Source organism: Xanthomarina sp. (genome assembly GCF_035306705.1).
Classification (GTDB): domain Bacteria; phylum Bacteroidota; class Bacteroidia; order Flavobacteriales; family Flavobacteriaceae; genus Xanthomarina.
Genome location: NZ_DATGNO010000173.1, coordinates 1 through 25,251 on the forward strand (window position 1 = coordinate 1; position 25,251 = coordinate 25,251).

General features: G+C 35.6%; 22 protein-coding genes. 16 read left to right on the forward strand and 6 right to left on the reverse strand.

Going from position 1 to position 25,251, the window contains the following annotated elements:
* Nucleotides 1-7: 7 nt before the first annotated feature.
* The 4 genes from rpmB (at nucleotide 8) to ftsY (ending at nucleotide 1,838) form a co-directional block, all read left to right on the forward strand.
* Complete coding sequence (rpmB, locus tag VKY47_RS13770) at nucleotides 8-244, forward strand: 50S ribosomal protein L28 (protein WP_324313455.1); 237 nt, start codon at nucleotides 8-10, stop codon at nucleotides 242-244.
* 58 nt (nucleotides 245-302) lie between these two features.
* Nucleotides 303-485, forward strand: a complete 183-nt coding sequence (gene rpmG, locus VKY47_RS13775; RefSeq protein ID WP_027125348.1) for a 50S ribosomal protein L33 — start codon at nucleotides 303-305, stop codon at nucleotides 483-485.
* Nucleotides 486-564: 79 nt separating this feature from the next.
* The gene (locus tag VKY47_RS13780) at nucleotides 565-717 is read left to right on the forward strand and encodes a DUF4295 domain-containing protein (protein ID WP_324313416.1); all 153 of its coding nucleotides are present in this window, start codon (nucleotides 565-567) and stop codon (nucleotides 715-717) included.
* Nucleotides 718-863: 146 nt separating this feature from the next.
* A complete protein-coding gene (gene ftsY, locus VKY47_RS13785) occupies nucleotides 864-1,838 on the forward strand; it encodes a signal recognition particle-docking protein FtsY (RefSeq protein ID WP_324313417.1) in 975 nt (324 codons plus the stop codon).
* A gap of 69 nt (nucleotides 1,839-1,907) precedes the next feature.
* On the opposite strand, the gene VKY47_RS13790 is transcribed toward ftsY, so the two are convergent.
* Nucleotides 1,908-2,996, reverse strand: coding sequence for a serine hydrolase domain-containing protein (locus VKY47_RS13790; RefSeq protein WP_324313418.1), 1,089 nt, complete (start codon nucleotides 2,994-2,996; stop codon nucleotides 1,908-1,910).
* Nucleotides 2,997-3,191: 195 nt separating this feature from the next.
* Between VKY47_RS13790 and rimO the strand changes: the two genes are divergently transcribed.
* Nucleotides 3,192-4,499 (forward strand): 30S ribosomal protein S12 methylthiotransferase RimO, encoded by a 1,308-nt coding sequence (gene rimO, locus VKY47_RS13795; protein ID WP_324313419.1) that lies wholly within the window; start codon nucleotides 3,192-3,194, stop codon nucleotides 4,497-4,499.
* Between the two features lie 59 nt (nucleotides 4,500-4,558).
* Here the strand turns inward: rimO and VKY47_RS13800 are convergent, their stop codons facing one another.
* Together VKY47_RS13800 and VKY47_RS13805 are read right to left on the reverse strand one after the other, a co-directional pair.
* Nucleotides 4,559-5,071, reverse strand: a complete 513-nt coding sequence (locus VKY47_RS13800) for a hypothetical protein (RefSeq protein ID WP_324313421.1) — start codon at nucleotides 5,069-5,071, stop codon at nucleotides 4,559-4,561.
* Nucleotides 5,049-5,717, reverse strand: a complete 669-nt coding sequence (locus VKY47_RS13805; protein WP_324313422.1) for a hypothetical protein — start codon at nucleotides 5,715-5,717, stop codon at nucleotides 5,049-5,051. Before VKY47_RS13805 ends, VKY47_RS13800 begins: the two co-directional genes overlap by 23 nt.
* 160 nt (nucleotides 5,718-5,877) lie before the next feature.
* Here VKY47_RS13805 and VKY47_RS13810 point away from each other — a divergent pair, with 160 nt between their 5' ends.
* A complete protein-coding gene (locus VKY47_RS13810; RefSeq protein ID WP_324313423.1) occupies nucleotides 5,878-7,908 on the forward strand; it encodes a sensor histidine kinase in 2,031 nt (676 codons plus the stop codon).
* Between the two features lie 2 nt (nucleotides 7,909-7,910).
* On the forward strand, nucleotides 7,911-8,534 hold the full coding sequence (locus VKY47_RS13815; RefSeq protein ID WP_324313424.1) for a response regulator transcription factor: 624 nt from the start codon (nucleotides 7,911-7,913) through the stop codon (nucleotides 8,532-8,534).
* A 118-nt stretch (nucleotides 8,535-8,652) separates the two neighbouring features.
* On the opposite strand, the gene VKY47_RS13820 is transcribed toward VKY47_RS13815, so the two are convergent.
* Entirely contained in the window at nucleotides 8,653-9,297 is a 645-nt protein-coding gene (locus VKY47_RS13820; protein ID WP_324313425.1) for a hypothetical protein, read from the reverse strand.
* Between the two features lie 588 nt (nucleotides 9,298-9,885).
* On the opposite strand from VKY47_RS13820, the gene VKY47_RS13825 reads away from it, so the two are divergent.
* A complete protein-coding gene (locus tag VKY47_RS13825; protein ID WP_324313426.1) occupies nucleotides 9,886-10,212 on the forward strand; it encodes a hypothetical protein in 327 nt (108 codons plus the stop codon).
* Between the two features lie 175 nt (nucleotides 10,213-10,387).
* Here VKY47_RS13825 and mgtE read toward each other — a convergent pair whose 3' ends face one another.
* Nucleotides 10,388-11,728, reverse strand: coding sequence for a magnesium transporter (gene mgtE / locus VKY47_RS13830; protein WP_324313427.1), 1,341 nt, complete (start codon nucleotides 11,726-11,728; stop codon nucleotides 10,388-10,390).
* Nucleotides 11,729-12,083: 355 nt separating this feature from the next.
* On the opposite strand from mgtE, the gene VKY47_RS13835 reads away from it, so the two are divergent.
* From VKY47_RS13835 to VKY47_RS13855, 5 genes are all read left to right on the forward strand, one after another.
* Complete coding sequence (locus tag VKY47_RS13835; protein WP_324313428.1) at nucleotides 12,084-12,770, forward strand: response regulator transcription factor; 687 nt, start codon at nucleotides 12,084-12,086, stop codon at nucleotides 12,768-12,770.
* Nucleotides 12,770-14,146: a HAMP domain-containing sensor histidine kinase gene (locus tag VKY47_RS13840; protein WP_324313429.1), complete on the forward strand. Its 1,377-nt coding sequence runs from the start codon at nucleotides 12,770-12,772 to the stop codon at nucleotides 14,144-14,146. Before VKY47_RS13835 ends, VKY47_RS13840 begins: the two co-directional genes overlap by 1 nt.
* 205 nt (nucleotides 14,147-14,351) lie before the next feature.
* Nucleotides 14,352-15,581 carry a TolC family protein gene (locus tag VKY47_RS13845; RefSeq protein ID WP_324313430.1) on the forward strand — a complete coding sequence of 410 codons (1,230 nt, stop codon included), beginning with the start codon at nucleotides 14,352-14,354 and terminating at the stop codon, nucleotides 15,579-15,581.
* Between the two features lie 76 nt (nucleotides 15,582-15,657).
* Nucleotides 15,658-16,713: an efflux RND transporter periplasmic adaptor subunit gene (locus tag VKY47_RS13850; protein WP_324313431.1), complete on the forward strand. Its 1,056-nt coding sequence runs from the start codon at nucleotides 15,658-15,660 to the stop codon at nucleotides 16,711-16,713.
* A 9-nt stretch (nucleotides 16,714-16,722) separates the two neighbouring features.
* Nucleotides 16,723-19,812, forward strand: a complete 3,090-nt coding sequence (locus VKY47_RS13855; RefSeq protein WP_324313432.1) for an efflux RND transporter permease subunit — start codon at nucleotides 16,723-16,725, stop codon at nucleotides 19,810-19,812.
* A gap of 122 nt (nucleotides 19,813-19,934) precedes the next feature.
* Here the strand turns inward: VKY47_RS13855 and VKY47_RS13860 are convergent, their stop codons facing one another.
* On the reverse strand, nucleotides 19,935-20,516 hold the full coding sequence (locus VKY47_RS13860) for a MiaE family protein (RefSeq protein WP_324313433.1): 582 nt from the start codon (nucleotides 20,514-20,516) through the stop codon (nucleotides 19,935-19,937).
* Between the two features lie 116 nt (nucleotides 20,517-20,632).
* Between VKY47_RS13860 and bshC the strand changes: the two genes are divergently transcribed.
* The 3 genes from bshC to guaA are packed head-to-tail and all read left to right on the forward strand — an operon-like array spanning nucleotide 20,633 to nucleotide 25,204.
* Nucleotides 20,633-22,237: a bacillithiol biosynthesis cysteine-adding enzyme BshC gene (gene bshC / locus VKY47_RS13865; RefSeq protein WP_324313434.1), complete on the forward strand. Its 1,605-nt coding sequence runs from the start codon at nucleotides 20,633-20,635 to the stop codon at nucleotides 22,235-22,237.
* Nucleotides 22,238-22,241: 4 nt separating this feature from the next.
* Nucleotides 22,242-23,612, forward strand: coding sequence for a pyridoxal phosphate-dependent decarboxylase family protein (locus VKY47_RS13870; protein WP_324313435.1), 1,371 nt, complete (start codon nucleotides 22,242-22,244; stop codon nucleotides 23,610-23,612).
* A gap of 56 nt (nucleotides 23,613-23,668) precedes the next feature.
* Nucleotides 23,669-25,204, forward strand: a complete 1,536-nt coding sequence (guaA, locus tag VKY47_RS13875; RefSeq protein WP_324313436.1) for a glutamine-hydrolyzing GMP synthase — start codon at nucleotides 23,669-23,671, stop codon at nucleotides 25,202-25,204.
* Nucleotides 25,205-25,251: the final 47 nt, after the last annotated feature.

Below are 25,251 nucleotides of genomic sequence, written 5' to 3' on the forward strand. Positions count from 1 at the left end.
AGAAGAAATGTCAAGAGTTTGTGAACTTACTGGAAAGAAAGCGATGGTTGGAAACAACGTATCTCACGCAATGAATAAAACAAAGCGTAAATTTGATGCAAATCTTATTAAAAAACGTTTTTATCTTCCAGAAGAAGATAAGTGGATAACTTTAAAGGTTTCAACTTCAGCATTAAAGACGATCAATAAAATTGGTATCGCAGCTGCAATGAAAGAAGCTAAATCTAAAGGGTTTTATAAATAATAGCCTGATAAGGTTGAGGTTTTCGCTCAAGCGGGAATAAAAATAAACATATTTTACAATGGCAAAGAAAGGTAACAGAATACAAGTAATTTTAGAGTGCACAGAGCATAAAGAATCTGGTCAACCAGGAACTTCTAGATATATTACTACTAAGAATAAGAAGAACACTCCGGATAGAATGGAAATTAAAAAATTCAATCCTGTATTAAAGAGAGTGACTGTTCATAAAGAAATTAAATAATTAGAGGTTTTTATTTTTTATAAAAACGTCAGTTAACAACAAAAAGACTTTAATTTAAAGTTTTAAAAAAACATAAGACATGGCAAAGAAATCAGTTGCATCGTTACAAACAGGATCTAAAAGATTAACAAAAGCTATTAAAATGGTAAAGTCTCCTAAAACAGGAGCTTACATGTTTGTTGAGTCAATCATGGCACCAGAACAAGTTAGCGAATGGTTAGCTAATCACTAAGCTAAACTTGCTGTACAATATTTAAGCTGCTTTCTATTTAGAGAGCGGCTTTTGTTTTATATTTACATTGGTAAAAATGACAAATGTTCAGCCAAACTATTTAGGCAAGACTTTTGTTTCATCTAATAGCATTGAATCAACATAAAATGAGCTTTTTTAAAAAAATATTTTCTACTGAAAAAAAGGAAACATTAGATAAGGGATTAGAAAAATCTAAAGCCAATTTCTTTAATAAGTTAAGTAAAGCGGTTGCTGGAAAATCTAAAGTCGATGATGAGGTTTTAGATAACCTCGAAGAAATCCTGGTTTCTAGTGATGTAGGTGTAGATACAACCCTTAAAATCATTAAACGTATTGAAGCGCGTGTGCAGGAAGATAAATACCTTGGAACAGACGAGCTCAATAAAATCCTTCGCGAAGAAATTGCTGGCTTATTAAGTGAAACAAATTCAGGAGAGGACACCGATTATTCTATTCCAAAATTGCCTGCCAATGCCGAAGGAACTAAAACACCTTACGTTTTAATGGTAGTTGGTGTTAATGGAGTTGGAAAAACCACAACAATCGGAAAGCTTGCATATCAGTTTAAAAAACAGGGTTTAACAGTGGTTCTTGGAGCTGCCGATACATTTAGAGCGGCTGCCATAGACCAGCTTCAAGTTTGGGCAGATCGCGTAGATGTTCCTATGATTAAACAAGCCATGGGAAGCGACCCTGCTTCAGTGGCTTTCGATGCCGTGCAAGCTGGAGTTAAACTTAATGCAGATGTTATTATTATTGATACCGCTGGACGTTTACATAATAAAGTAAACTTAATGAACGAGCTTACCAAAGTAAAACGTGTCATGCAAAAGGTGGTTGTAGATGCGCCTCACGATGTCTTATTGGTTTTAGATGGTTCCACAGGACAGAATGCTTTCGAGCAGGCCAAGCAGTTTACTGCTGCTACCGAAGTAACTTCTCTTGCGGTAACCAAATTGGATGGTACTGCCAAAGGTGGTGTTGTGATTGGTATTTCAGATCAGTTTCAAATTCCTGTTAAATATATTGGAGTAGGAGAACGTATCGAAGATCTTCAGGTTTTTAATAAATATGAATTTGTAGATTCTTTCTTTAGGTAATAATTCCCCTTGCCCGTAGACAGACAGAAAGGACGAAATTTCAGCATTCAAATTATTTCGCTGCTTACTTTAATTAGTAAGTTCCAAAATCTTTTCCCACAACTCATTGTCAAAACCTGAAAGCCCAAAAGTGGGGTTGTCTGGATTGGCAACTTCACCCATTCTAACAACAACCAAATTCTTACTGGGAACAACATATAATTTCTGATCGTTTTTACCCAAAGCCATAAACATATCTGCAGGAGCATTTGGTATTAATTCGCCCTGAAATTCTATCTGAGTGGTTGGTAAATGAAAAGATGATTTTCCGTTCAACCACCACAAATAACCATAAGCTTGGTTGATGTTTTGAGACGTGTTAGTCGCTTCACTAATATAAGTTTCAGAAACAATTTGTGTGTTTTTCCATTTTCCATCGGCATAAAGCAAGAGACCAAAACGAGCCATGCTTCTAGTGTTACTGGTATAGACTTTTAAATTCCCAAAAGAAATCCAACTGCCCGTCATTCCAATTTTATCTCGCAATTTGTTGTTAAAATAAGTGTCCCATGTTTGGTTGCTAGCGTGTTCTACAACATCCTGCATTTTCACATATACATTGTGGTAGGCCCAACGAGTTCCGGCATCTGCCAAATATTGTAAATTCTCTGGAGAAACATCATCTCCAAGGCCATCATCCAATCCCGAAGTCATGTTTAAAAGATGTTTACAACTAATTAAATTCTCCTTTTCCAAAGGAATACTCGTCCATTTTATTCCTAAATAATCAGATACTTTTAAATGGATATCGATAAGTCCTTCATCTTGAGCAATTCCAGAAAGTGTGGCTGTTAAAGTTTTTCCGGCACTAGCCCAATACCAGGAAGCATTAGAACTGTGTCCATTAAAATACTGTTCAATCACTATTTTTCCATGGTGAAGTATAATAAAACCTTTCGTGATTTTAGTTTCCAAATAATCCAGTAGAGGCTGTAGTTTATTGGCGTTCCATCCCAATTCGGAAAGTGAAACCGTTTCCCAAGCATTAGAGTTTATAGGTGGAAAATATATTTCTGAAGGGATAGGCTCCGGATTTCCTGGTGTTATTGGCGAGTTATCTGAAGAACAACTTAACAAGCTCAATATGGATAAGACGAAAAATAACTGCAGTAACTTCATCTGAATATTTTTTAATTAGACTTAAAAAATCTAAATTAGTTTAACCGTTCACTATCAAATTCTTAGAACAAAAATTTATTGACGAATTAAAATGAATTAACTAGAAACATTAATCCACAATCATTCCGTATCTTTGCACCCTGCAAAAATAATGGATTGCTAATAAAAGAAATTCTAGTTTTATAGGAAAGGCTTATGAGAACAAAATCGCTTAAAAAAAACAAAATCAATGTGGTAACACTTGGCTGTAGTAAAAACGTATACGACAGCGAAGTTTTAATGGGACAACTAAAAGCCAGTGGCAAAGAGGTTGTGCATGAAGAGGAAGGAAATATTGTTGTTATAAATACGTGCGGTTTTATTAACAATGCCAAAGAAGAAAGCATCAATACCATTCTTGAATTTATGCAGAAAAAAGAAGATGGCGAAGTCGATAAAGTATTTGTTACAGGGTGTTTAAGCGAACGTTATAAACCAGATTTACAGAGAGAAATCCCTAATGTGGACCAATATTTTGGAACCACAGAATTACCAGCTTTATTAAAAGCTTTAGGAGCAGATTATAAACATGAATTAATTGGTGAGCGCTTAACAACAACTCCAAAAAATTATGCTTATCTAAAAATTGCAGAAGGGTGTGATAGACCGTGTAGTTTTTGCGCCATTCCTATTATGCGTGGCAAACATAGATCGACTCCCATTGAAGATATTGTTATTGAAGCTGAAAAATTAGCAGCTAAAGGTGTCAAGGAATTAATTTTAATTGCACAGGATTTAACTTATTACGGACTCGATATATACAAAAAACGCAACTTGGCGGAATTGCTTGAAGCTCTTGTAAAAGTAGAAGGCGTAGAGTGGATTCGTTTGCATTATGCATTTCCAACAGGATTTCCAATGGATGTCTTGGATGTGATGAATCGCGAACCAAAAATTTGTAATTATCTAGATATCCCGTTGCAACATATTTCCGATAACATTCTTAAAAGTATGCGTCGTGGAACTACAAAAGAAAAAACGACAAAACTACTTAAGGAATTTAGACAGACTGTTCCAGAAATGACAATTAGAACGACTTTAATTGTGGGTTATCCAGGAGAGACAGAAGAAAATTTCCAAGAATTAAAACAATGGGTTACAGACATGCGTTTTGAGCGTTTGGGCTGTTTCACTTATAGTCATGAAGAAAATACACATGCCTATAATTTGGAAGACGATGTGCCAGAAGATGTAAAACAAGATCGCGCAAACCAGATTATGGAAATCCAATCCCAGATTTCTTGGGAATTAAACCAAGCTAAAATAGGACAAACCTTTAAAGTGGTTATCGATAGAAAGGAAGGTAATTATTTTGTTGGGAGAACCGAATTTGATTCTCCAGATGTGGATAACGAAGTGCTTATCGATGCGACTAAATCTTATTTAAAAACAGGAGAATTTGCAACGGTAATAGTTACTGAAGCTGCCGATTTCGACCTTTATGCCGAAGTTGCCGTTTCTTAATAAATCGACATTTGCACGGATAGACTGTCTTAAATTTGCTTTACCTTAAAATACTGGAATTAAAATCCTAATTTAAAACTGTGAAAAGCAGCGCTGTTAATCTCAAGGCTCATTTGGTGTGAACTAATTTTATTTTGAAATGTATCCTTTATAAAAATATTGTAAGAATAATAAAGTCGAATAAAAGTACCATAAGAAAGTCCTATTTTTGGACTAACTAAAAAATTCGTTTTTATAAGAGATGTTGGAATTCCAACATTTGTTCCTCCTACTATCATTAACAAGCCATTATCTCTAAAAGTTATGCCTCCTTCCAAATTTATTTTTGGATTCAATAAAAATTCAGATGTCAAAATACCTTCGGTACTTATAGAAGCTTCTAAAAAGTTTGTTTTATTAGCGGTGTAATTAAAGGCTATTAGACCTACTTCAAGTCCAGCGGTCTTGTGGAAGTTGACCTGTATTTTATACAGTGGTGTGAACCTATATTCCTGTGCATTTACAAAGAAATAGAATAAACAAGCTAGCGGGGTTACTATGTGTTTATATTTATGAATTTTGATTATTTCCATCGATTAAATTGAAATAATAGTTTTCATCATAGAGAGTTACTATTAGTTTTTCATAGTGTTTTCTCTCTAAAACAAATACTTTAACTTTCCATTTTAAGAGGAAAAAATTAAATGTAGAGTCTACATTGCCCAATACGGAGGTTTGATAGTTTAAATGTAATACGTTGTTGTTTTCTTCTTTTATAAAAAGTTTGTCCATGTAGTGGGTTTGTGAGCTATTTGTCCAATTTATTGAATGAGAATCTTCCGTGGAAGGATGTGCCACTAGGAATGCAAAGTGGGTGTCAAAATTTATTTGTGAAATATCTAAATCTATCAGCGCTTTTTTTCGTTTGGAAAAATGAGGCATGGCTAGTTCTTGTAAATCATGTACCGAAAGTACTGGGAAAAATTCAATATCTAGATAATTAGATTTATACGCCTTGTTCCTTGTGTTAAACTGCAGCACACTATCCATGTTTTCTTCTAAAGCATACTCTTCTAACTGTAAATTTATTGCGTCAAATATGTTGCCGTTTGGCCTTGTGTCTGAAATGAAGTGGAACGATTCTTTTAGGGGTATTTTGTTTTGCTTGTTGCAGGAGATGATAAAAACAGGAATTATTATAGCTAAAATAGTTCTTATAGATTTTCTAAAGAGTATCATAAAATTTCAATTATCTGTTACATCTAATATTCAAAGATAATTTATTCAAATGATTTTCTTATCCCTGAAAATGGCTATTTCGCACAGTAGGACCTGCGAAAACAAAATAATGTGATTACTTTTGCGCCAATATACTTTAATAAAATTATGGAGCTTAAAAATGGATTATAGAATTAAATTAATAGCGGGATTTTTTTATTGCTTTCTCTTTACCAATAATTTTTTATTAGCTCAAAATGTCCAATTGGATTCCTTAAATAAAATTATACAAGACCCAAAGGTTTCACAAGGTGAAAAAATATTTACTTTGGGGCGAATTTCTCATCATCTTTATTTTCAGGGCAACTCGGGTAAGGAAAGAGCACAGAAACTTTTAGACAGTACATTACTACTTGCAAAAAGACAAAAGGACGGTCAGTATAAGGCGTTTATATTATCTATTAAAGCATTTAACGAGCGTATAGATAATAATATAGATAAAGCAAACTACAACTTACAAGAAGCTTTAAAAGCATTGCAAGAAACAGATAATCAGGCAATACACGGCTATGTTTACTATTGTAAAGGATGGATGGAATCGCGTAATGATATGTCCTCAAAAAGTATTAGTACATTTCTAAAAGCATTGGAGTATTTGGAAAATGAAACTCAAAGAATGGCTATGATTACAAGAGCCAGTATTTATTCTGAATTGTCTAATATTTATTCTGTATGGCAGGATTATGAAAATCAAGGTAAATATGTTAGAAAATTTTATTCTGAAACAAAAAAAAGTGGTGATAAGGTTGGATATGTTAAAGCACAACAACAATTGGCAAGTTTTTTTGAAGAAAATTATCGCGTAAAACCGCATGCTAAAGTTTTATTAGATTCTGCTTTTTATTATAACAAACAGGCTGTAAAGCTTTTTTTGAAAAATGATGACCAGATGAGTATAAGATCTCAATTGCCATTTACCTGTTTAAATATAGCCAATCTTTACTCAGAATTTTATCCTGAGAAATTTGAGGACAGTGCGTCGTATTACCTAGACATAGCACTTGAAAAGGGTTTAGAAACCGAGCAATATACCGTTGTTGCGAATGTTTATGGCATTAAGAGCGAGGTAGCTCAAAAGCAGAACGACCTAGGTTTAGCCATAAAACATCTTTTAAAAGCCGAGGAATACGCCGATAATCAAACTATGTTTGATTATGCAACAAAAGCTCAAGTTGCTGGAGCACTCGCTAAGGTTTATGAATTGCAAGAGGATTATATAAATGCTCTGTTATACTACAAAAAATACCTCGATTATTATCAAAAGAGGTTTGATAATGAAAAAATGGCAATAGGAAAAGAACTGGAAGCCAAATATGAATCAGAAAAAAAAGAACAACGATTAGGTTTTTTAGAGCAACAAGTATTACAAAAACAAAAGCTAAATTTCATTTATATTCTACTCACAATTTCAGCATTTCTAACACTCTTCTTTTTGTTTTTAGCATACAGACAAAGATCTAAAAATCTTGCTAAACAACAACAAGTTCATCAATTGGAATTGGAGGCTATAAAAAAGGAACATCGCATATCTCTGCTATCGGCCATGATTGATGGACAAGAAAACGAGCGAACTCGACTCGCAAGAGATCTTCATGATGGCATGGGCGGACTTCTTTCCGGTATTAAAATTGAATTGTCTGGAGCGACTGCTTTACAAAATTCGGATAAAGTACAAAATTTACTACAACAAGCATTAGGACGCTTGGACCATGCCATGGATGAACTCCGGCGTATCGCACGAAGCATGATGCCTTCTATATTACTTCAGTACGGACTGGCCGAAGCGATGCGAGAATACTGTAATTCACTTAGTAGTGAAAAAACTAAAATTATTTGCCAAATTATAAATTATAAAAATACATTACCAGAATCAAAACAGATTATAATTTACCGGATTTTTCAAGAACTGTTAAATAATGCGTTAAAGCATGCCCAAGCAACTCAGGTTTTAGTACAGTTTCAACAACAAGGCACCAATTTTTTTCTAACGGTAGAAGATGATGGAGAAGGATACAATATGAACGATATAAATCTTAAAAAAGGTTCTGGCTTAGTAAATATTGAAGCACGCGTTGCTTTTTTAAAAGGTCGTTTAGAAGTAAACTCTCAAAAAGATCAAGGCACCACAATCCAAGTAGAATTTAATAATTAATTATGATAACGGTTTATATTACAGATGATCATCCCATAGTTTTAGGAGGGATAAAAAACTTGATAGAATCACAAGACGACATAGAATTAAAAGGTGTCTTTCAAACTGGAAATGAAACGCTGTTGGCCCTTAAAACTGATTTGCCAGATGTGCTTTTGTTGGATATAAACCTTCCTGATGCTAATGGTATTGAGCTTTCTAAAAAGCTGCTAGAGCTTTATCCAGAACTAAAAATAATTATTTTAAGTGTTCATAACGAAAAACCTGTTATTGCAAGTGTGCTGCAGCACGGTGTTTCTGGATATGTACTTAAGAATTCACTTGGAGAAGATATCATTGCTGGAATAAAAACTGTAGCAGGTGGGGCTACTTTTTTATGTGTTCAAACGCAAAAAATATTAGATACTGAAAATCTGCATGAATTGGAAGTTATTCCAAAAATTACAAGACGAGAAAAGGAAATTTTACAACATGTGGCTGATGGCTATACGACTGCTCAGATAGGAGAAAAACTTTTTATAAGTCCACATACTGTCGAAAGTCACCGAAAAAATCTCATGGAAAAATTTGATGTTTCAAGTATGAATGCAGTAGTAAAATACGCTTTGGAATTTAAATTGCTTTAATAATTTTGGTCTTGTGTGCTTGGTATTGCAATCAAATCAATTTCATTAAGAAGATACACTCGAAATGAACTTTGCTTTTTGGCAATGATATGTTAGTATGTAAGCAGGTTGTAAATCTTTATATATAATAAAATAGGCGAATAATAAAATAAATTACAGCAATAACAGATACGAGCATTATGTTTTTTACTATATTTTGTTGGTTCATTTCAGCTTTTTGCAAAGCCTTCATTCCTGCTACATGATCTATTTTAGTGGAGGTCTTTAATCCACTCGCTGATGTTTGGGCATGTTGAATATCATAAGTTTTAATACGGACTATAAAATCTTTTATAAAGTCAATATAATCTTGAATTTCATCATAATAATTAACGCCGTCCATATCAAAACGCATTTTTTTACCAGCCTTATTATAAACAATTAATGAGGGGGCAGGTTTAGCAACATTAATTTTTGAAATTCCAGACTTTATTGAATAGGAAACTATATCTGAAAAATAAATGGTCCCAAAGTGATTGGATTCAATGACAGTGTTGGAAATCCGTACAGTTTCTTTATTTTTTTTAGTGATTTTTACAGCACAATAAATGAAACCTGCAAAAAATATACCCCCCAGTATTATCGACAAATAACTCCCTAAGGCATTGGTCATATAAATAAGTGTAATCGGGATTATCACACTAATAATTAGCAAAGAAATTAGCATGCCATACACAAACTGAATTTGTAAATAACGGAAAGTATAGGTTTTAACAGGGGCCATTTTTTTAAAATTATAGTTATTATATTTTTTATTTAAACTTTAAATTCTTCGCTCATTTAAAGAAGAAATATTAAGGCAAAAATAAATGTATTTTAGTGGAAAAATATCCCTGTAATTAGCCATTTTATGTCAGATGCTAGCAATAAAACTGAAGTGGAAACCCTGAAAACCATTATTATAATAAATAGAAAATACTTTAGTTTTGTATAATGGAAATATTCAATTTCAAAAACAAGAAAAAGAGTGTTGATATTGTAATAAACTCTTCCTCTAATTCAAAAAAACATGTTGGAGATATAGAAAAAACAATTATTTTATATGAACTTTTTGAGGTTCGTCCTGATCTTCGAAATAAGGAATGGAAGTATCGTTTTTTGTTTCATGTGGAGATCCTCAAGTTATTCAGGGACCCGATGGTTTTCCTTATCTTCAACTTCATAGTCTAGTTCCAAATCAACCTTTTTAGTGTTATGTGATACGACAAACCATTATAGATTTTATTTTGGATCAAGAAATTGGTATTGTTATTAATGTACAGAAGGATTAACCAGATTGGGTATTTACCTATGGCGATTTAGCTAATTTTATTTGAAAGACGTCTTTTGCTTTGAGAAACCATCTGTAAATTTACCTCAAGAAGAAACAATCCAGAAGTCCGAAAATATTTTAATCGGACAACCTTCGGAAGCACTACTTCCAGAAAAAACGAGACATGTTTTAAGAACCTATCTGCAACAGCAAGATATAACCGATACTAAAATTTATTTAATGTCCCGTAATTATAACAACATCATGCTACAAGAATTAGTTTTTAATTTAACACCGACAAAAATTGGAAAGGATCGTTTTGATGTATTAATGTCTCATTTAGGCTGGTTTTTACCTAAGCATTATTATGTGGTTGTCATGGATTAAAATGGAGAATTAAAAGGGGCATTTGTAGCACTTTAATAACTAAATGTTTATTTTGAATTTTTAGAGATAGTTCTAATTAGACGTAACAAATTTTTAGTTGTTGCATCTAAATTATCATATGTTGTTGTGATTTAATAGAAAGCAAGAATGATATATCGTGTACCTATTATATTAGTTAAAATCCTAAATATTTTGCTGCAATCGAAAAGTAAATCAATACCCCACAAATATCTGATAAAGACGTTACCAAAGGTGCACTGGCTGTAGCTGGATCTATTTTTAATTTGGTGAAAATAAAAGGTAAAAGCATCCCAATTAAACTTCCAAGCATTACATTTAATACCATGGCAATGGCCACAACCAAAATAATTTCTGGCGCTCTAAAACTTGCAACAGCAGCAATACTTGCAGCCATGGTAACTCCTAATAAAAAGGAAACCAAAACTTCCCGACCAATTAATTTATACCAATCCGATATTTGTATTTCCCCTAAAGCTAAATAGCGAATCATTAGGGTAGCCGATTGCGAACCGGCGTTTCCACCACTATCAATCAACAAAGGCAGAAAGAAAACCAAGGAAACCATGGATTGAATAACATCTTCATAAGTGGCTAATGCGGCTCCCGAAAAAACATTCATAAAAACCAAAAGGACTAACCACACAATTCGGTTTTTATACAAATTAAAAATTCGTTCCTTAAGTGGATTGGTAATGGCATTTTGAACCGATCCAAATTTATGAAAATCCTCTGTGGACTCTTCATCCACCACATCCATAATGTCGTCGAAAGTAACTATTCCCAAAAGCACACCTTCTTTACTTAAAACCGGTAAAGCTACTCGGTCATAATTTTTAAACACTATAATGGCTGTCTCCTGATCGTCCATAGCATTCAAGGAGGTAAATTTATAGTCGATAAGTTCTTCAACAAGTTGATCTGGAGCCGCTAAAATGAGTTCTTTAATGGAAATGTCGTCTATTAGTTTCCAATCCTCATCTATAATATATATAACATTTAAAGTTTCAGAATCCTGTCCGAACTTTCTAATGTGATCAAAAGCCTGTGCCACAGTCATATCAGCTTTAATAGCCACAAACTCAGGAGTCATTAAACGTCCAATACTATCTTTCGGATAGCTTAAAAGTTGAATGGTAATTTTTTGCTCTTCAGGAGATAGTCTCTGAATAAGACGTTGCGCAATGTCTCCAGGTAACTCTTCAAAAAAGGCCGTTCTGTCATCGGGCTCAATATCGTTAAGTAAACGTGTTAATTTCTGAAAATTTTCAGCCAAGCCTTCAATAACTTCTTCTTGTTCAGAATGTGGAAGCAACTTAAAAACCTTTTTTGTTTGCGCTCTCGACAATAATCTAAAAAAAACTATTTTATCGTTTTTGGAAACGCTTTCTATCAAATTTGCGACCTCAATAGCATCCAAGTTTCTTAGGGAACGCTTTAATACGCGCCATTTTCTGTTTTTAATAAGCTCGAGAAAATCTATTTTAGTAGTTGGCATAAATGTTGGTTTTATTGTTGTCTATAAGGTAAATAAATCCACTTGAAAAAGTATTCTTTTAAAACTTATATAAGTCTTCGATGAACTTAAAAAAAATACCTTTTAAATTTCTGAGGTAAATGTAAGCCTTATCTTTATTTTAAATAAATAATTGGCTTTTGTTCTTTTCAAGTTAAACTGTGAGACTATTTTTTTCTCATTATACGCATTGTATAATTCAACTTTCATGATTTTAAAGCGTATCGAATAAATTCATACCAGCATAGATTTAGTCCTTTTATAAATCAAGACTTTAGCAATTTTTCAAATTCAATTTTATATTCCTTAATTTTGGGTATTCAAAACAATCGTTCGGGTGAAGAAAATACTTATTATCGAAGATGATCCAGAGCTGAATAGAAATATTAAAGAAGCGCTTTTGGCAGAAAACATGCAGGTTGAAACGGTTTATGACGGTTTGTTGGCGGAGCGGATTCTTAATAAATCACATTTCGACTGTATTTTATTGGACATTAATTTGCCTGGAAAAAGTGGTTTTGACTTGGCGAAAGATTTCAGGACCCATAATATGGCAACGCCTATTTTAATGATTTCGGCGTTTTCTGAACTGGAAGATAAAGTACACGGCTATGAAATGGGAGCCGACGATTATATTACCAAACCTTTTTATATACGCGAACTGATTTTAAAAATCAATTCCCTTATAAAACGCAGTCAAAACAATGCTGTTGACCGTCAAGAAAATGAACTTATTATTGCTGGCGATCTGCAGGTCAATACGCGGTTGAAAAAAGTAAGCCGACAGGAAACGGAAATTTCCTTAACACCAAGAGAATATCAAATTCTTCTAAAACTGTTGGAATCGAAAGGAGAAATTGTGTCCAAACAACGGTTGGTCCAAGAAATATGGGGGAAGTCTTTTGATGCCAATACCAATACCATCGAAGTGTATATTAATTTCTTAAGAAAGAAGATCGATCGGCCGTTTGGTAAAGAATCCATCAAAACCAAAATTGGTTACGGCTATTATTTTGAAGACTGATGAGTATTAGAAGAAAAATTCTATTGTATTTTTCAGCAACAATCATCAGTTTGTTGGGCATGACCCTATTTTTTATTTACACCCTTTTCTATGAATATCGCGAAGAAGAGTTTCAGCAAAAACAAAAACAGAAAATCACCTCCACCATCAAGTTTCTAACGGAGATTAGACAAGCCGATGAATCCATTATCCAAGCCATGGATCGGATCAGTATCAATGAATTCTACGATGAGAAACTTCTGATTTTCGACCATTCAAAAACATTGATTTATTCCAGTATCGACGATTTGCAGATTCCTCAGGAAGAGGTCAACAACATTCTGAAAGTATTGACCATCGTCAATCCATGGCTAGAAACCAAAGACGATTTATACGATGTGGTTGGTGTTTATGTGAAATACAACAACAATACCTACTACGGCATCAATAAAGCTTTTGACGAATCGGGCTATTCGAAATTGGATTTTTTACGATACGTATTGTTGATTACCTTTTTAGGAATTTCTTTAGTAGTGATGTTAATAGCCTATTACCTGTCGCGGATTATCGCGGAACCTATTGTGGATATCACCGAAAAAATCACCAATTATAATTTTGATACGCTTTATATTCCGATTGAAGTGAAGCGTTCTGAAAATGAAATTGTGGTTTTGGCGGAACAATTTAACAAGTTGATGAAACGAATGAAAGAGGCGGTTTCCTTTCAGAAACATGCTATTAATCATATTTCGCATGAATTAAAAACACCGATTGCTGTTTTGGTTTCCAATTTTGAGCGGATGGAAAACGAAATGGATTTGGAGGTTTTGAAATCGCAGATCAATCGTCAAAAAGAAGATACCAAAAACCTCAGTGAAATTATAAACCTCTTATTGGAACTCTCCAAAACCGATGCCGGCCAAAGCATTCCAAAAACAAAAATCCGAGTGGATGAGCTGATTTTTGATACGATGGATGAGCTGTTGCAATTATATCCCGATTTTGAATTCTCAGTCGATTATGTCGGGCCAACCGACAACGAAAGCTTGTTGACCATTCAAGGTTCTGCTCGTTTATTGAAAGCGGCATTTATGAACCTCATGTTGAATTCCATTCACTACAGTTCTAATAAAGAAGGCAGCATTCGTATTATTACTGATGAAAAACAACTTCAAGTTGATTTTATTAATGAAGGTCCTGTCATCACTACAGACGAACAGAAATTCCTCTTTCAGCACTTTTTTAGAGGCGAAAACAGTAAAGGCAAATCGGGTTTTGGCTTGGGACTTGTTTTTATATATAAAATTATTTCGCAACACCAAGGGCTAATATCGTATCATACAGACCATAAGAATTTAAATATCTTCACCGTGATCTTCCCTTTCCAAAGCGATTGATGCGTCTTCATTAATCGATTCTTAAGCTAAACTTTATCCATTTTAAGGTCTTTTTAAGCTTGTTTTTAAGTCTTTTGCCACCATGAAAATGAAAGACAACATCATAGGTGGCAAAAATACATTGGGTTCTGCACGAATCTTTTCGAAGGTTGCATTCTTGATTTTTATCGGCATTAGCTCAAACGTTTTTGGGCAATTACAGCAAATGGATACCCTGAAACTTAGTCGACAGCAGTATGAAGAGCTTTTCTTAAAACAAAACCTGCTGCTCCTTGCAGAGACCTATAAAATAAATCAGGCTGAAGCCATGGTGTTACAGGCAAAACTTTGGCCTAATCCAAGCTTGACCGTTGAAGAAATAAATCTGTGGAGTACCAATAAACAATTGTCTTATTTAGAGGAGCCACTACCTCAGATTTTTGGAAATGTTGCCCAAAACACACAGTTTGCAGTTCAACTGGAACAACAAATTATCACCGCCGGTAAGCGAAAAAAGCTGATGGCCGTTGAGACTGTAGGTGTTAAAGTCGCAGAACAGGAATTTGAACTACTTCTTCGAAATCTGAAATATGAGTTTAGAAATACCCTCACCGAATTACAGTATTTGCAGCTCTACACGCAAGTCTTTTTCAAACAACGCGATTTGATCCAGAATCTTCTAAACGCCTATAAACGACAACTTGAGAACGATCATATAAGCAAAGGCGACTACATGCGACTTCAAACCTTGCAATTGGAACTTTCAAAAGAAATCAATGAACTTTCCAAAGCGAAAAACGAAATGGAAAAGGAATTAAAAGTGCTTTTGAGCATTAACGGTCCGGTTAGTTTATTTGTGCAGGAAGATGATTTTACGCCCAATTTAGCTAAACTTCAAAATCTTGATGTTTTGAATCTGCAACAAGCTCTCTTTACGCATAGACCTGATCTGAAAGTAGCCGAATTGGAACATGAGCATTTCAAGAGTTTATTGACCTATGAAAAATCGCAAGCCATTCCAGATATCAATTTGAATGCTTCATACGATCGTGGCGGAGGCATTTGGCCAAGTTTCTTCGGATTTGGGTTGTCCATAGATTTACCTGTTTTCAATAGAAATCAAGGCGCTATCGCCCATGCGCAATTCGGTATCGAAAACACGAACATCCTTTCCAATGACATGCGATTAAGGGCACAGGCCGAATTTGATCAGCATTATAAAGATTTCACAAGGGCCTTAATGTTTTATGAAAGCATAGACTCAGATTTTGAAACCGATTTAGACGAAATTTTCGAAAGTTACACCAGGAATTTTGCGAGTCGGAATATCAGTCTGCTCCAATATTTAGATTTTCAAGAGGCTTATTTGGAGAATAAAAGAATCATCCTTGAATCGAAGAAAGAACTCCATCTGCAATTGGAAAAGCTCCAATACACCATCGGAAAAGAAATTTAAAAACAACTTATTCAATCCTAAAAATGTACAACACCAATTTATATCGGCTTACTCTTTTTGTTTTTGTGCTTTACTTATGAGTAGCTGCGCGAAAACCAAAAATGAACCTATCATTCAAGAAGATAAGGCCACGTTTTGCCTTAACGATTTCATGAAAGATGATATCATCAAATTTCCTGTAGAAAAAAGAGCTATAACCGAGTCTATTTTGCTTAATGCCAAAGTGGAAGCCAACCCGGACAAACTGGTGCATTTTGTGAGTTTGGTGAGTGGCGTGGTGACCAAAACCTATTTTTCTTCAGGTGAAGAAGTTAAGAAAGGTCAGTTGCTTTTGGAAATGATGAGCAGTGAGCTGAGTAACCTCACGTCACAAAAATCAAGTTTGCAATCCCAAATTCTCGTCGCGCAACGCGCATTGGAATCGGTTCAGGAAATGCACCGTGATAAGATCGCTTCCCAAAGAGATTTGATTGAAGCACAAAGTAATTTGGATGTATTGAGGGCAGAACTTCAAAACACCAATGCGCAGCTCAATTTATATAGTGCTAGTACTGAACGTGGCGTGTTTCAGGTGAGAGCTTCCACTTCTGGCACCATTATCAGTAAAAATGTGGCAGCAGGCATGCAGGTTTCGGCAGAAAGTGATCCGCTTTTTACAATTTCCGATTTAAAGGAAGTTTGGATCATGGCCAATATTTACGCTGGTAATATTCCCTATGTAAAACAGGGCATGCCGGTTGAAATAAAAGCCTTGCCTTACGCCGATAAGGTGTTTTCAGGAGAAATAAATGCAATCTCACAAGTGTTTGATTCTAATGAACGTGTTTTAAAAGCGCGTATCGTCATGGATAGTTTTGACGGCAAACTCATGCCGGGAATGTTGGTGGATGTTACCGTTGAAAAGGAGGACGGCCTTATGGCCAATGCGGCTCCTGTAAATGCGCTGATTTTTGACGATAACCAGCATTTTTTGGTGCTTTATAAATCCGATTGCGATATCGAAGTACGGAAAGTGACGCCCAACATCCAAAATTCCAACACGGTCTACTTTGAAAATAATATTGAAGAAGGCGAACAGATTATCACAAAAAATCACTTGCTGATTTACAACCACTTAAAAGCTCTAAAATAAACCTTATCCATGAAGAAATTTGTCCAAGGTATCGTTGGGTTTTCCTTAAAAAACTCCACCATTGTATTTTTTCTAACAGGATTGTTGTTGGTTGCCGGAATTATAAATTATATCAAAATTCCGATTGAGGCATTTCCAGATGTCACCAATACCCGAGCGCGAATTATCACGCAATGGCCGGGTAGAAGTGCCGAAGAAGTAGAGAAATTTATTACCCTGCCTGTTTCTAAGGAAATGAATACCATTCCAAAAAAGGCTGAAGTGCGCTCCACATCTCTATTCGGGCTTTCCGTGGTCACCGTTATTTTTGATGATGATGTTGAAGATTTTTACGCACAACAATATGCTTCCAATAGACTTCAAGGTTTATCCTTGCCCGAAGGAAGTGACGCACAAATTGAGCCTCCTTCTGGAGCCACCGGGGAAATTTTCAGATATGTGGTGAAAAGTGATTTACCAATAAAAGAAATTTCCGCCATTCACGATTGGGTCATTGAGCGCGAGCTTTTATCGGTTCCCGGCGTTGCGGATGTAGCAAGTTTTGGAGGTGAGGAGAAGATTTATGAAATTCAGATCAATCCCAGCGAATTAAAAAATTATGATCTTTCGCCCTTAGATGTTTATGAAGCGGTATCCAAAAGTAATATCAATGTTGGTGGTGATGTGATCCAGCGTGGTGATCAAGCCTATGCGGTGCGCGGCGTTGGTTTGTTGGAAAGTGTTGAAGATATAGAAAACATCCTGATTACGGTTAATGGATCTACTCCAGTTTTGGTGAAACATGTTGCCGAAGTCATTATTGCCGCCAAACCCAGATTGGGCCAGGTGGGTCTGGATGAAGACGATGATCTTGTTCAGGGCATTGTGATCATGTTACGAGGTGAGAATCCCGCTGATGTTATTGAAGGTCTAAAAACCCGGATAAATGAACTCAACACCCGAATTCTGCCTAAAAACGTGGAGATCGTTCCTTTTATTGACCGATCAGAATTAGTTGAAACCACAGTGAGTACCGTAACCACCAACTTAATTGAAGGGGTGATTTTGGTGTCATTGATCGTATTCATCTTTCTTTATAATTGGAGAACCACTCTGATTGTGGCGTCGGTAATTCCGCTATCCTTTTTATTTGCGATTATCATGTTGCGCATTCAAGGGCTGCCGGCCAATTTAATATCTATGGGTGCACTCGATTTTGGACTGCTCTTGGAAGGCACTCTGGTTATTGTAGAACAGGTTTTTGTTTCCCTCCAGATAAAATCGCGACTCATGGGGAAAGAAAAATTCTCCAAAATATCAAAACTGGGCATTATTAAAAAGAGTGTGGGCAAGGTGTCAACACCCATCTTTTTTGCCTTGTTCATTCTAATCGTCGCTCTGATGCCAATTTTCACCTTCCAGAAAGTTGAAGGGAAGATGTTTTCGCCATTGGCCTTTACTTTGGGCTATGCACTTTTAGGTTCGTTGATTTTAAGTTTGACCTATGTGCCGGCCATGTGTAAAGTGCTTTTGAATAAAGGGATCAATGATAAGGAGAGCATCGTTTCAAAGTTTTTCAATGTTCAATTTTACAAGCTTTATAAGTTTACTGACAAACATGGAAAAGCTACTTTGTATACGTTTGTCGGTTTGCTGGTAATATGCGCCGTAAAATTCAGTTATTATGGCACGGAGTTTTTGCCAAAACTAAATGAAGGCGCCCTTTATGTTCGCGCCACCTTACCGGTCAGTATCCATCTTGACGAATCGGTTAAGTTGGCTCAGGAGATGAAAGAAAAAATAAGACAACATGACGAGATAAAATTTGTATTGACCCAAACGGGACGTCCCAATGATGGTACCGATCCTACGGGGTTTTTCAATATCGAATTCCATATTGAATTAAAACCTGAAGGCGAATGGGAACGAGACATTTCAAAAGAAGATTTAATGGCCGAAATACGTGATGATTTGGAAACCTATCCTGGGATTAATTTTGGGTTTAGTCAACCTATTCAAGACAACGTGGAAGAATATGTCGCCGGTGTGAAAAGTTCTTTGGTGATTAAAATATTTGGTGATGACCTCTTTGAGCTGGAAGGAAAAGCTCATGAAGTTGCCGATGCCATCCGGGATATTGAAGGCATTACCGATTTGAATGTGTATGAAAATATCGGTCAACCCGAATTGCGAATCCAATTGCATGACAACAAGATGGCAAAATATGGCGTGACCATGTCTGATGCGCAATCGGTGGTAGCCATGGCCATTGGAGGTCAGGCAGCAACTACTTTTTATGAAGGTGAACGGATGTTTGATGTACGCATTAGATATCAAAAGGAACATCGGGAATCTGCTGATGCTATTGGTAATATCTTGGTTCCTGTTTATGATGGCCATCATGTGCCATTAAAGGAAATTGCCACTATCGATTTTCATACAGGCCCGGCATTTATTTATAGAGAAGGCAATAGTCGCTACATTGGCGTTGGTTTTAGTATTGAAGGTCGCGATTTGGGAAGTACTATTGCCGAAGCACGGAAAAAAGTGGAAGCTGAAGTAGAAATTCCAGCGTACAATAAAGTGGAATGGGCGGGAGAATTTGAAAGTAAGGAACGTGCCAGTAAGCAATTAATGGTGGTCGTGCCAATTTCATTATTGTTGATTCTTTTCTTGCTGTATATGAATTTTGGAAATGTGAAAGATACTATTATCGCCGCGCTTACCTTGCCTTTCGCCTTTGTTGGTGGCTTGATTTCCTTATGGGTTACGGGAACGGTTTTTGGTATTTCGGCAGGCATCGGTTTTATTATTCTCTTTGGGGTATCAACCATTAATGGCCTCATATTAATCACCGTTATACATGAGAAATTACGGGAGCGCCATAATTTAAAAGATGCGATTTCTTTGGGCATGAAAGAAAAAATCAGGCCAATTGTAATGATTGGCTTAATGGGCGTCATGGGATTATTGCCCGCCGCACTTTCCAATGGCATGGGTTCTGAAATCCAAAAACCCTTGGCCATTATGATTGTGGGCGGTATTTTAATTTGCACCGTTCTGTCGCTTACCGTTCTCCCGCAATTATTTTATATGGCGTATAGAAAGACAAAGGACTAATTAAAGGGTAAAATAGAAAGAAGAAGAACTCAAAAAAAGTAGCCCCTGAATTGTATTTACAGAGGCTGCTTTTTATTTGGCTATAAATTAATAAGTGAATATATCTACTTGTCAATCTGTTTTTAACCGTGTATTGTTTCAGATTTTCCATAGCGTTGAATGACTTCAGCTTCAAAATCTATCAGTTCTTGCCAACGTCTGTCTACATCAACATCTTGTCCGTATTTTCTAGCAAAACCTATAAAAAGCGTGTAATGTCCAGCTTCACTAATCATTAATTCCCGATAAAACTCAGCCAATTCTTTATCTTTTATATTTTCAGATAAGAGTTTAAATCGTTCGCAACTTCTGGCTTCAATCATGGCAGAAAACAACAATCTGTCTACCATGGCTTCTACACGACTTCCACCTTTATTCATAAATTTATAAAGCTCGTTAACATAGCTGTCTTTGCGTTCACGACCTAAAGTATAACCTCGTGCTTTTATAATTTCATGAACCATTTCAAAATGCTCTATTTCTTCTTTAGCTAAGGCAAGCAAATCCGTTACTAAATCCGTGTATTGAGAATTAAGCGTGATGATGGTTATGGCATTTGTGGCTGCTTTTTGTTCACACCAAGCGTGGTCCGTTAATATTTCTTCCAAATTCGATTCAGCAATATTCACCCAACGTGGGTCTGTAGCTAATTTTAATCCTAACATAATTAATTTTTGGGTAAAGATAGGCAATCTTATTAGGCTGTATCGGCTTATATTTTTAAGTTATTTTTAAGACTAGAAACCTTATCTTTACCTTTTTAAAACTGCAAAGCTAAACTATGCCAACAGACTGTATTCCGTTTAAGAACACGAACTATTTCTCCGATTTAATTTGCGATTATCTAGATGAAAAAGCGACTTTAAAACCTTTTTATAATAGGTTTCCAAAGCTTGAAAACTTTAAAGCTCAAATGGATGAGAAATCAGCTCAATTCTCTGAAAAATCCAGAACAATTTTAGTTGAAAGCCTTAAAACACAATACCAAGAAGTTGAAGTTTCAAATAAGACGAAAGCGAACATCTATGCGCTTTCACAAAGTAATACCTTCACAATTACAACAGGCCACCAACTTAATTTATTTACGGGGCCTTTATATTTTTTCTATAAAATTATTTCCACCATCAATTTGTGCAAAGAGCTAAAAATAGCTTATCCTAAGCAAGATTTTGTACCTATTTATTGGATGGCCACGGAAGATCATGATTTTGAGGAAATCAATTTTTTTAATTTTGAAGGAAAAAAAATCCGATGGAATAAAAAAGCTTCAGGTGCTGTTGGGGAATTGGATTTAGAAGGTTTAAAACAAATTGCGGAGTTGTTTGCTTCAAATTTAAATACAGGTAAAAATGCTGAAGAATTAAGACATCTTTTTACAAAAGCCTATACCAAACACAATAATTTAACCGAAGCTACAAGATATTTGGTAAACGAACTTTTTTCGGAAACGGGTTTGGTCATTCTGGACGGAAATGATAAGGATTTAAAACGCTTGTTTCTTCCTTGTGTTAAAGATGAATTGCTAAATCAAACCTCTTTTAAAACTGTTTTAGAAACTTCTGAAAAACTTAACAATTTATCAGCATCCTACAAGATACAGGTCAATCCAAGGGAGATTAATTTATTCTATTTAAAAGAAAACCTTAGAGAGCGACTTGTTTTCGAAGACGATAAATTTAAAGTTCTCAACACAGATATTACTTGGAGTAAGAGTGAAATAATCGAACATCTCCATGAGGTGCCTGAGCGTTTTAGTCCGAATGTTATTTTAAGACCTTTGTATCAAGAAGTGGTTTTGCCCAATCTCTGCTATATTGGTGGAGGTGGAGAATTGGCCTATTGGTTTCAATTAAAATCGAATTTTGAAGTACAACAAGTATCTTTTCCTATTTTATTACTTAGGAATTCAGCTTTATTGGTTTCAAAAAAACAACAAGACAAACTTGAAAAGTTAGATTTATCTATGATGGATTTGTTTTTGAAACAAAATGATCTCATTGAAAAAGTAACCAGAAAACATTCCGAAATACAAATTGATTTTTCCAATCAGAAAACCTTCTTAAAACAACAATTTGAAGATTTATATGTACTAGCAAAAAAAACGGATCAATCTTTTTTAGGAGCTGTTGCAGCACAAGAGAAAAAACAGATTCAAGGCTTGGAGCATCTTGAAAAAAGATTGTTAAAAGCCCAAAAAAGAAAACTAAAGGACGTTTTAGATCGCGTGGTCGCCCTTCAAAACGAATTATTTCCAAATAAAAGCCTTCAAGAACGTCAGGCTAATTTTTCTGAGTTTTATTTAGAATATGGAGACCAATTTATCCCGCAGTTAATGTTAAATTTGCAACCTCTAAACCAGGAATTTTTAATATTAAACTTAGAGTAAATCCATGCATAAAATAGATATTGATTTAATAGAGATGACCTTAGATATCATGAAATTCGTTATAGGTAGAATTTCAGCCACAGAGCATCCTATTGGAAAACCAAAAAAATACGAAGAGCTAAAAGAACTTGTTGGCGAAACTATTACCGAAAAAGGTGTTGGAGGCGAATATGCCTTTAATTTGTGGAAAGAGCATTTATCTAAAGCCAACGTACCGGTAGATCATCCTAGAAACTTGGCATTTGTACCAGCCTCACCTACGCGTGCAGCTATCATGTTCGATTTGGTAACCTCTGCCTCTAGTATTCATGGAGCTTATTGGATGGAAGGTGCCGGTGGTATTTTTTGTGAAAATGAAGCTATGAAATGGATTGTTTCCTTAACTGGATTGCCAGAAGGAGCTTTTGGAGTTTTTACTAGTGGTGGAACAGCTGCCAACTTATCAGCCATTGTAACGGCTAGAGAACATTGGAGGGAAGACGAGACGTATACAAGAGAAAAAGGATTAATTATCACCTCTATTGGAGCGCATTCTTCCATAAAGGCCATGGCTAAAGTGGCCGATGTGGATATATTATTGGTAGATTCTGAAGAAAAATTAACAGGTTCCGATCTTCGTGAAACCATAAACAACCTAAACTTTCATCAACGAAAACGACTGTTTGCTGTAGTAGCTACAGGTGGCACAACCAATGCAGGAATTATTGACGATTTAGAAGGTATTGCTGAGGTTTGCGAAAAAGAAAATATTTGGTTCCATGTAGATGCCGCTTATGGTGGAGGTGCTTTGGCCGCCGATTCTGTTAGACCGTTGTTTAAAGGTATAGAAAGAGCAGATAGCATTACCATCGATCCACATAAATGGATGTTCTCGCCATACGATTGTGGTGCGGTTATTTATAAAGAACCTGAACTGGCAAAAAACGCCCATTCGCAACAAGGGTCTTATCTCGATATTTTTAAAGATGAAGGCGCGCATGGTTTCAATCCAACCGATTACCAAATTCAGTTAACACGTCGTGTTCGTGGTTTGCCTTTATGGTTTTCACTAGCCACTCATGGTACAGACCAATATAAAAAATCTGTAGAAAGAGGGATAGAATTAGCACAAATTGCTGGTAGATTGATTACTGAAAACCCGAATGTGGAATTGGTAAGAGCGCCAAGTTTGTCTTGTGTACTGTATAGAAGAATAGGATGGAAGCCGGAAGATTACACACATTGGACTTACGAAAACCATGAAAAAGGATTTGCCTTGGTAACACCTACCAAATGGAAAAATGGCGATACGTTTGAAACCGTTTCCCGTTTTTGCTTTATCAATCCAGATACGACAGAAAATGATATCCAAATGATTTTGGATTCGATGAATTAATTTCAAAAACAGGCTTGCTAAACTGATAATTAAAAAATCAATTACTATTTTTGCGCATGCAACACAACAAAGTACTTATTTTAGATTTCGGCTCGCAGTACACACAGCTTATTGCTCGTCGTGTAAGAGAACTCAATATTTATTGCGAGATTTATCCTTATAATAAAATCCCTGATACGGTAGAAGAATACAAAGCCGTCATTCTTTCTGGAAGTCCAAATTCCGTAAGAGCTGAAAATGCACTCCATCCAGACTTGTCTCAAATTAGAGCTAAAAAACCTTTATTGGCTGTGTGTTATGGAGCTCAATATCTAGCTCATTTTTCTGGCGGAGAAGTAGCTCCATCAAACACTAGGGAGTATGGTCGTGCTAAATTATCTTTTATTAAACCTGAGGAAGCCTTCTTTAAAAATATAAATGAAGGAAGTCAAGTTTGGATGAGCCATAGCGATACCATCAAAGACCTTCCTACAAATGGTGTTTTATTGGCAAGTACGCACGATGTAAAGAATGCTGCCTTTAAAATTCAAGGTGAAGAGACTTATGCCATTCAATTTCATCCAGAAGTATATCATTCAACAGATGGTAAACAGTTGTTAGAGAATTTTTTAGTTCATATTGCTCAAGTAGAGCAAGACTGGACGCCGCAATCCTTTGTGGAAGAAACTGTGGAAGATTTACAAAACACGTTAGGCAACGATAAAGTTGTTTTAGGACTTTCTGGAGGTGTAGATTCTTCAGTAGCAGCCATGTTATTACATAAAGCTATTGGCGAAAATCTGTATTGTATTTTTGTTAATAATGGTTTGTTGCGTAAAAATGAATTTACAGAGGTTTTAGAGCAATACAAAGGCATGGGACTTAATGTAAAAGGTGTTGATGCTTCCACACGATTTTTAGATGCTTTGGCCGGATTAAGCGATCCAGAAGAAAAGCGTAAAGCCATCGGACGCGTGTTTATTGAAGTATTCGATGATGAAGCTCATGAAATTTCAGATGTAAAATGGTTGGCTCAAGGCACCATTTATCCAGATATCATAGAAAGTGTTTCAGCAACAGGTGGACCGAGTGTCACTATAAAAAGTCATCATAATGTTGGTGGTTTACCAGATTTTATGAAACTCAAAATCGTAGAACCTCTTAAAGCTTTGTTTAAGGACGAGGTTCGTCGCGTTGGTGCTTCTATGGATATGGATAAAAACTTATTAGGACGTCATCCATTTCCAGGTCCAGGTTTGGCCATTCGAATTTTAGGTGATATTACTGCTGAAAAAGTTCGTATTTTGCAAGAAGTTGATGCCATTTTTATCAATGGTTTAAAAGAATGGGATTTGTACGATAAAGTGTGGCAAGCAGGAGCTATTCTCTTACCAGTAAATAGTGTAGGAGTCATGGGAGACGAGCGCACCTACGAAAAATGTATCGCTCTTAGAGCTGTGGAAAGTACAGATGGAATGACCGCTGATTGGGTGAATTTACCTTACGAGTTTTTACAAAAAACATCAAACGATATAATAAATAAAGTAAAAGGCGTTAATAGAGTAGTGTACGATATTAGCTCAAAACCACCAGCAACTATCGAGTGGGAATAATTAAATTCCTTTGAAATCGGAGATTCATGAATACAGAATTTAACTCT

Excerpts from the sequence above, each read along its gene's own strand:
- rpmB (WP_324313455.1), top strand. The coding sequence starts at position 8 with ATGTCAAGAGTTTGTGAACTTACTGGAAAGAAAGCGATGGTTGGAAAC.
- rpmG (WP_027125348.1), top strand. The coding sequence starts at position 303 with ATGGCAAAGAAAGGTAACAGAATACAAGTAATTTTAGAGTGCACAGAG.
- VKY47_RS13780 (WP_324313416.1), top strand. The coding sequence starts at position 565 with ATGGCAAAGAAATCAGTTGCATCGTTACAAACAGGATCTAAAAGATTA.
- ftsY (WP_324313417.1), top strand. The coding sequence starts at position 864 with ATGAGCTTTTTTAAAAAAATATTTTCTACTGAAAAAAAGGAAACATTA.
- VKY47_RS13790 (WP_324313418.1), bottom strand. The coding sequence starts at position 2,996 with ATGAAGTTACTGCAGTTATTTTTCGTCTTATCCATATTGAGCTTGTTA.
- rimO (WP_324313419.1), top strand. The coding sequence starts at position 3,192 with ATGAGAACAAAATCGCTTAAAAAAAACAAAATCAATGTGGTAACACTT.
- VKY47_RS13800 (WP_324313421.1), bottom strand. The coding sequence starts at position 5,071 with ATGGAAATAATCAAAATTCATAAATATAAACACATAGTAACCCCGCTA.
- VKY47_RS13805 (WP_324313422.1), bottom strand. The coding sequence starts at position 5,717 with ATGATACTCTTTAGAAAATCTATAAGAACTATTTTAGCTATAATAATT.
- VKY47_RS13810 (WP_324313423.1), top strand. The coding sequence starts at position 5,878 with ATGGATTATAGAATTAAATTAATAGCGGGATTTTTTTATTGCTTTCTC.
- VKY47_RS13815 (WP_324313424.1), top strand. The coding sequence starts at position 7,911 with ATGATAACGGTTTATATTACAGATGATCATCCCATAGTTTTAGGAGGG.
- VKY47_RS13820 (WP_324313425.1), bottom strand. The coding sequence starts at position 9,297 with ATGGCCCCTGTTAAAACCTATACTTTCCGTTATTTACAAATTCAGTTT.
- mgtE (WP_324313427.1), bottom strand. The coding sequence starts at position 11,728 with ATGCCAACTACTAAAATAGATTTTCTCGAGCTTATTAAAAACAGAAAA.
- VKY47_RS13840 (WP_324313429.1), top strand. The coding sequence starts at position 12,770 with ATGAGTATTAGAAGAAAAATTCTATTGTATTTTTCAGCAACAATCATC.
- VKY47_RS13845 (WP_324313430.1), top strand. The coding sequence starts at position 14,352 with ATGGATACCCTGAAACTTAGTCGACAGCAGTATGAAGAGCTTTTCTTA.
- VKY47_RS13850 (WP_324313431.1), top strand. The coding sequence starts at position 15,658 with ATGAGTAGCTGCGCGAAAACCAAAAATGAACCTATCATTCAAGAAGAT.
- VKY47_RS13855 (WP_324313432.1), top strand. The coding sequence starts at position 16,723 with ATGAAGAAATTTGTCCAAGGTATCGTTGGGTTTTCCTTAAAAAACTCC.
- VKY47_RS13860 (WP_324313433.1), bottom strand. The coding sequence starts at position 20,516 with ATGTTAGGATTAAAATTAGCTACAGACCCACGTTGGGTGAATATTGCT.
- bshC (WP_324313434.1), top strand. The coding sequence starts at position 20,633 with ATGCCAACAGACTGTATTCCGTTTAAGAACACGAACTATTTCTCCGAT.
- VKY47_RS13870 (WP_324313435.1), top strand. The coding sequence starts at position 22,242 with ATGCATAAAATAGATATTGATTTAATAGAGATGACCTTAGATATCATG.
- guaA (WP_324313436.1), top strand. The coding sequence starts at position 23,669 with ATGCAACACAACAAAGTACTTATTTTAGATTTCGGCTCGCAGTACACA.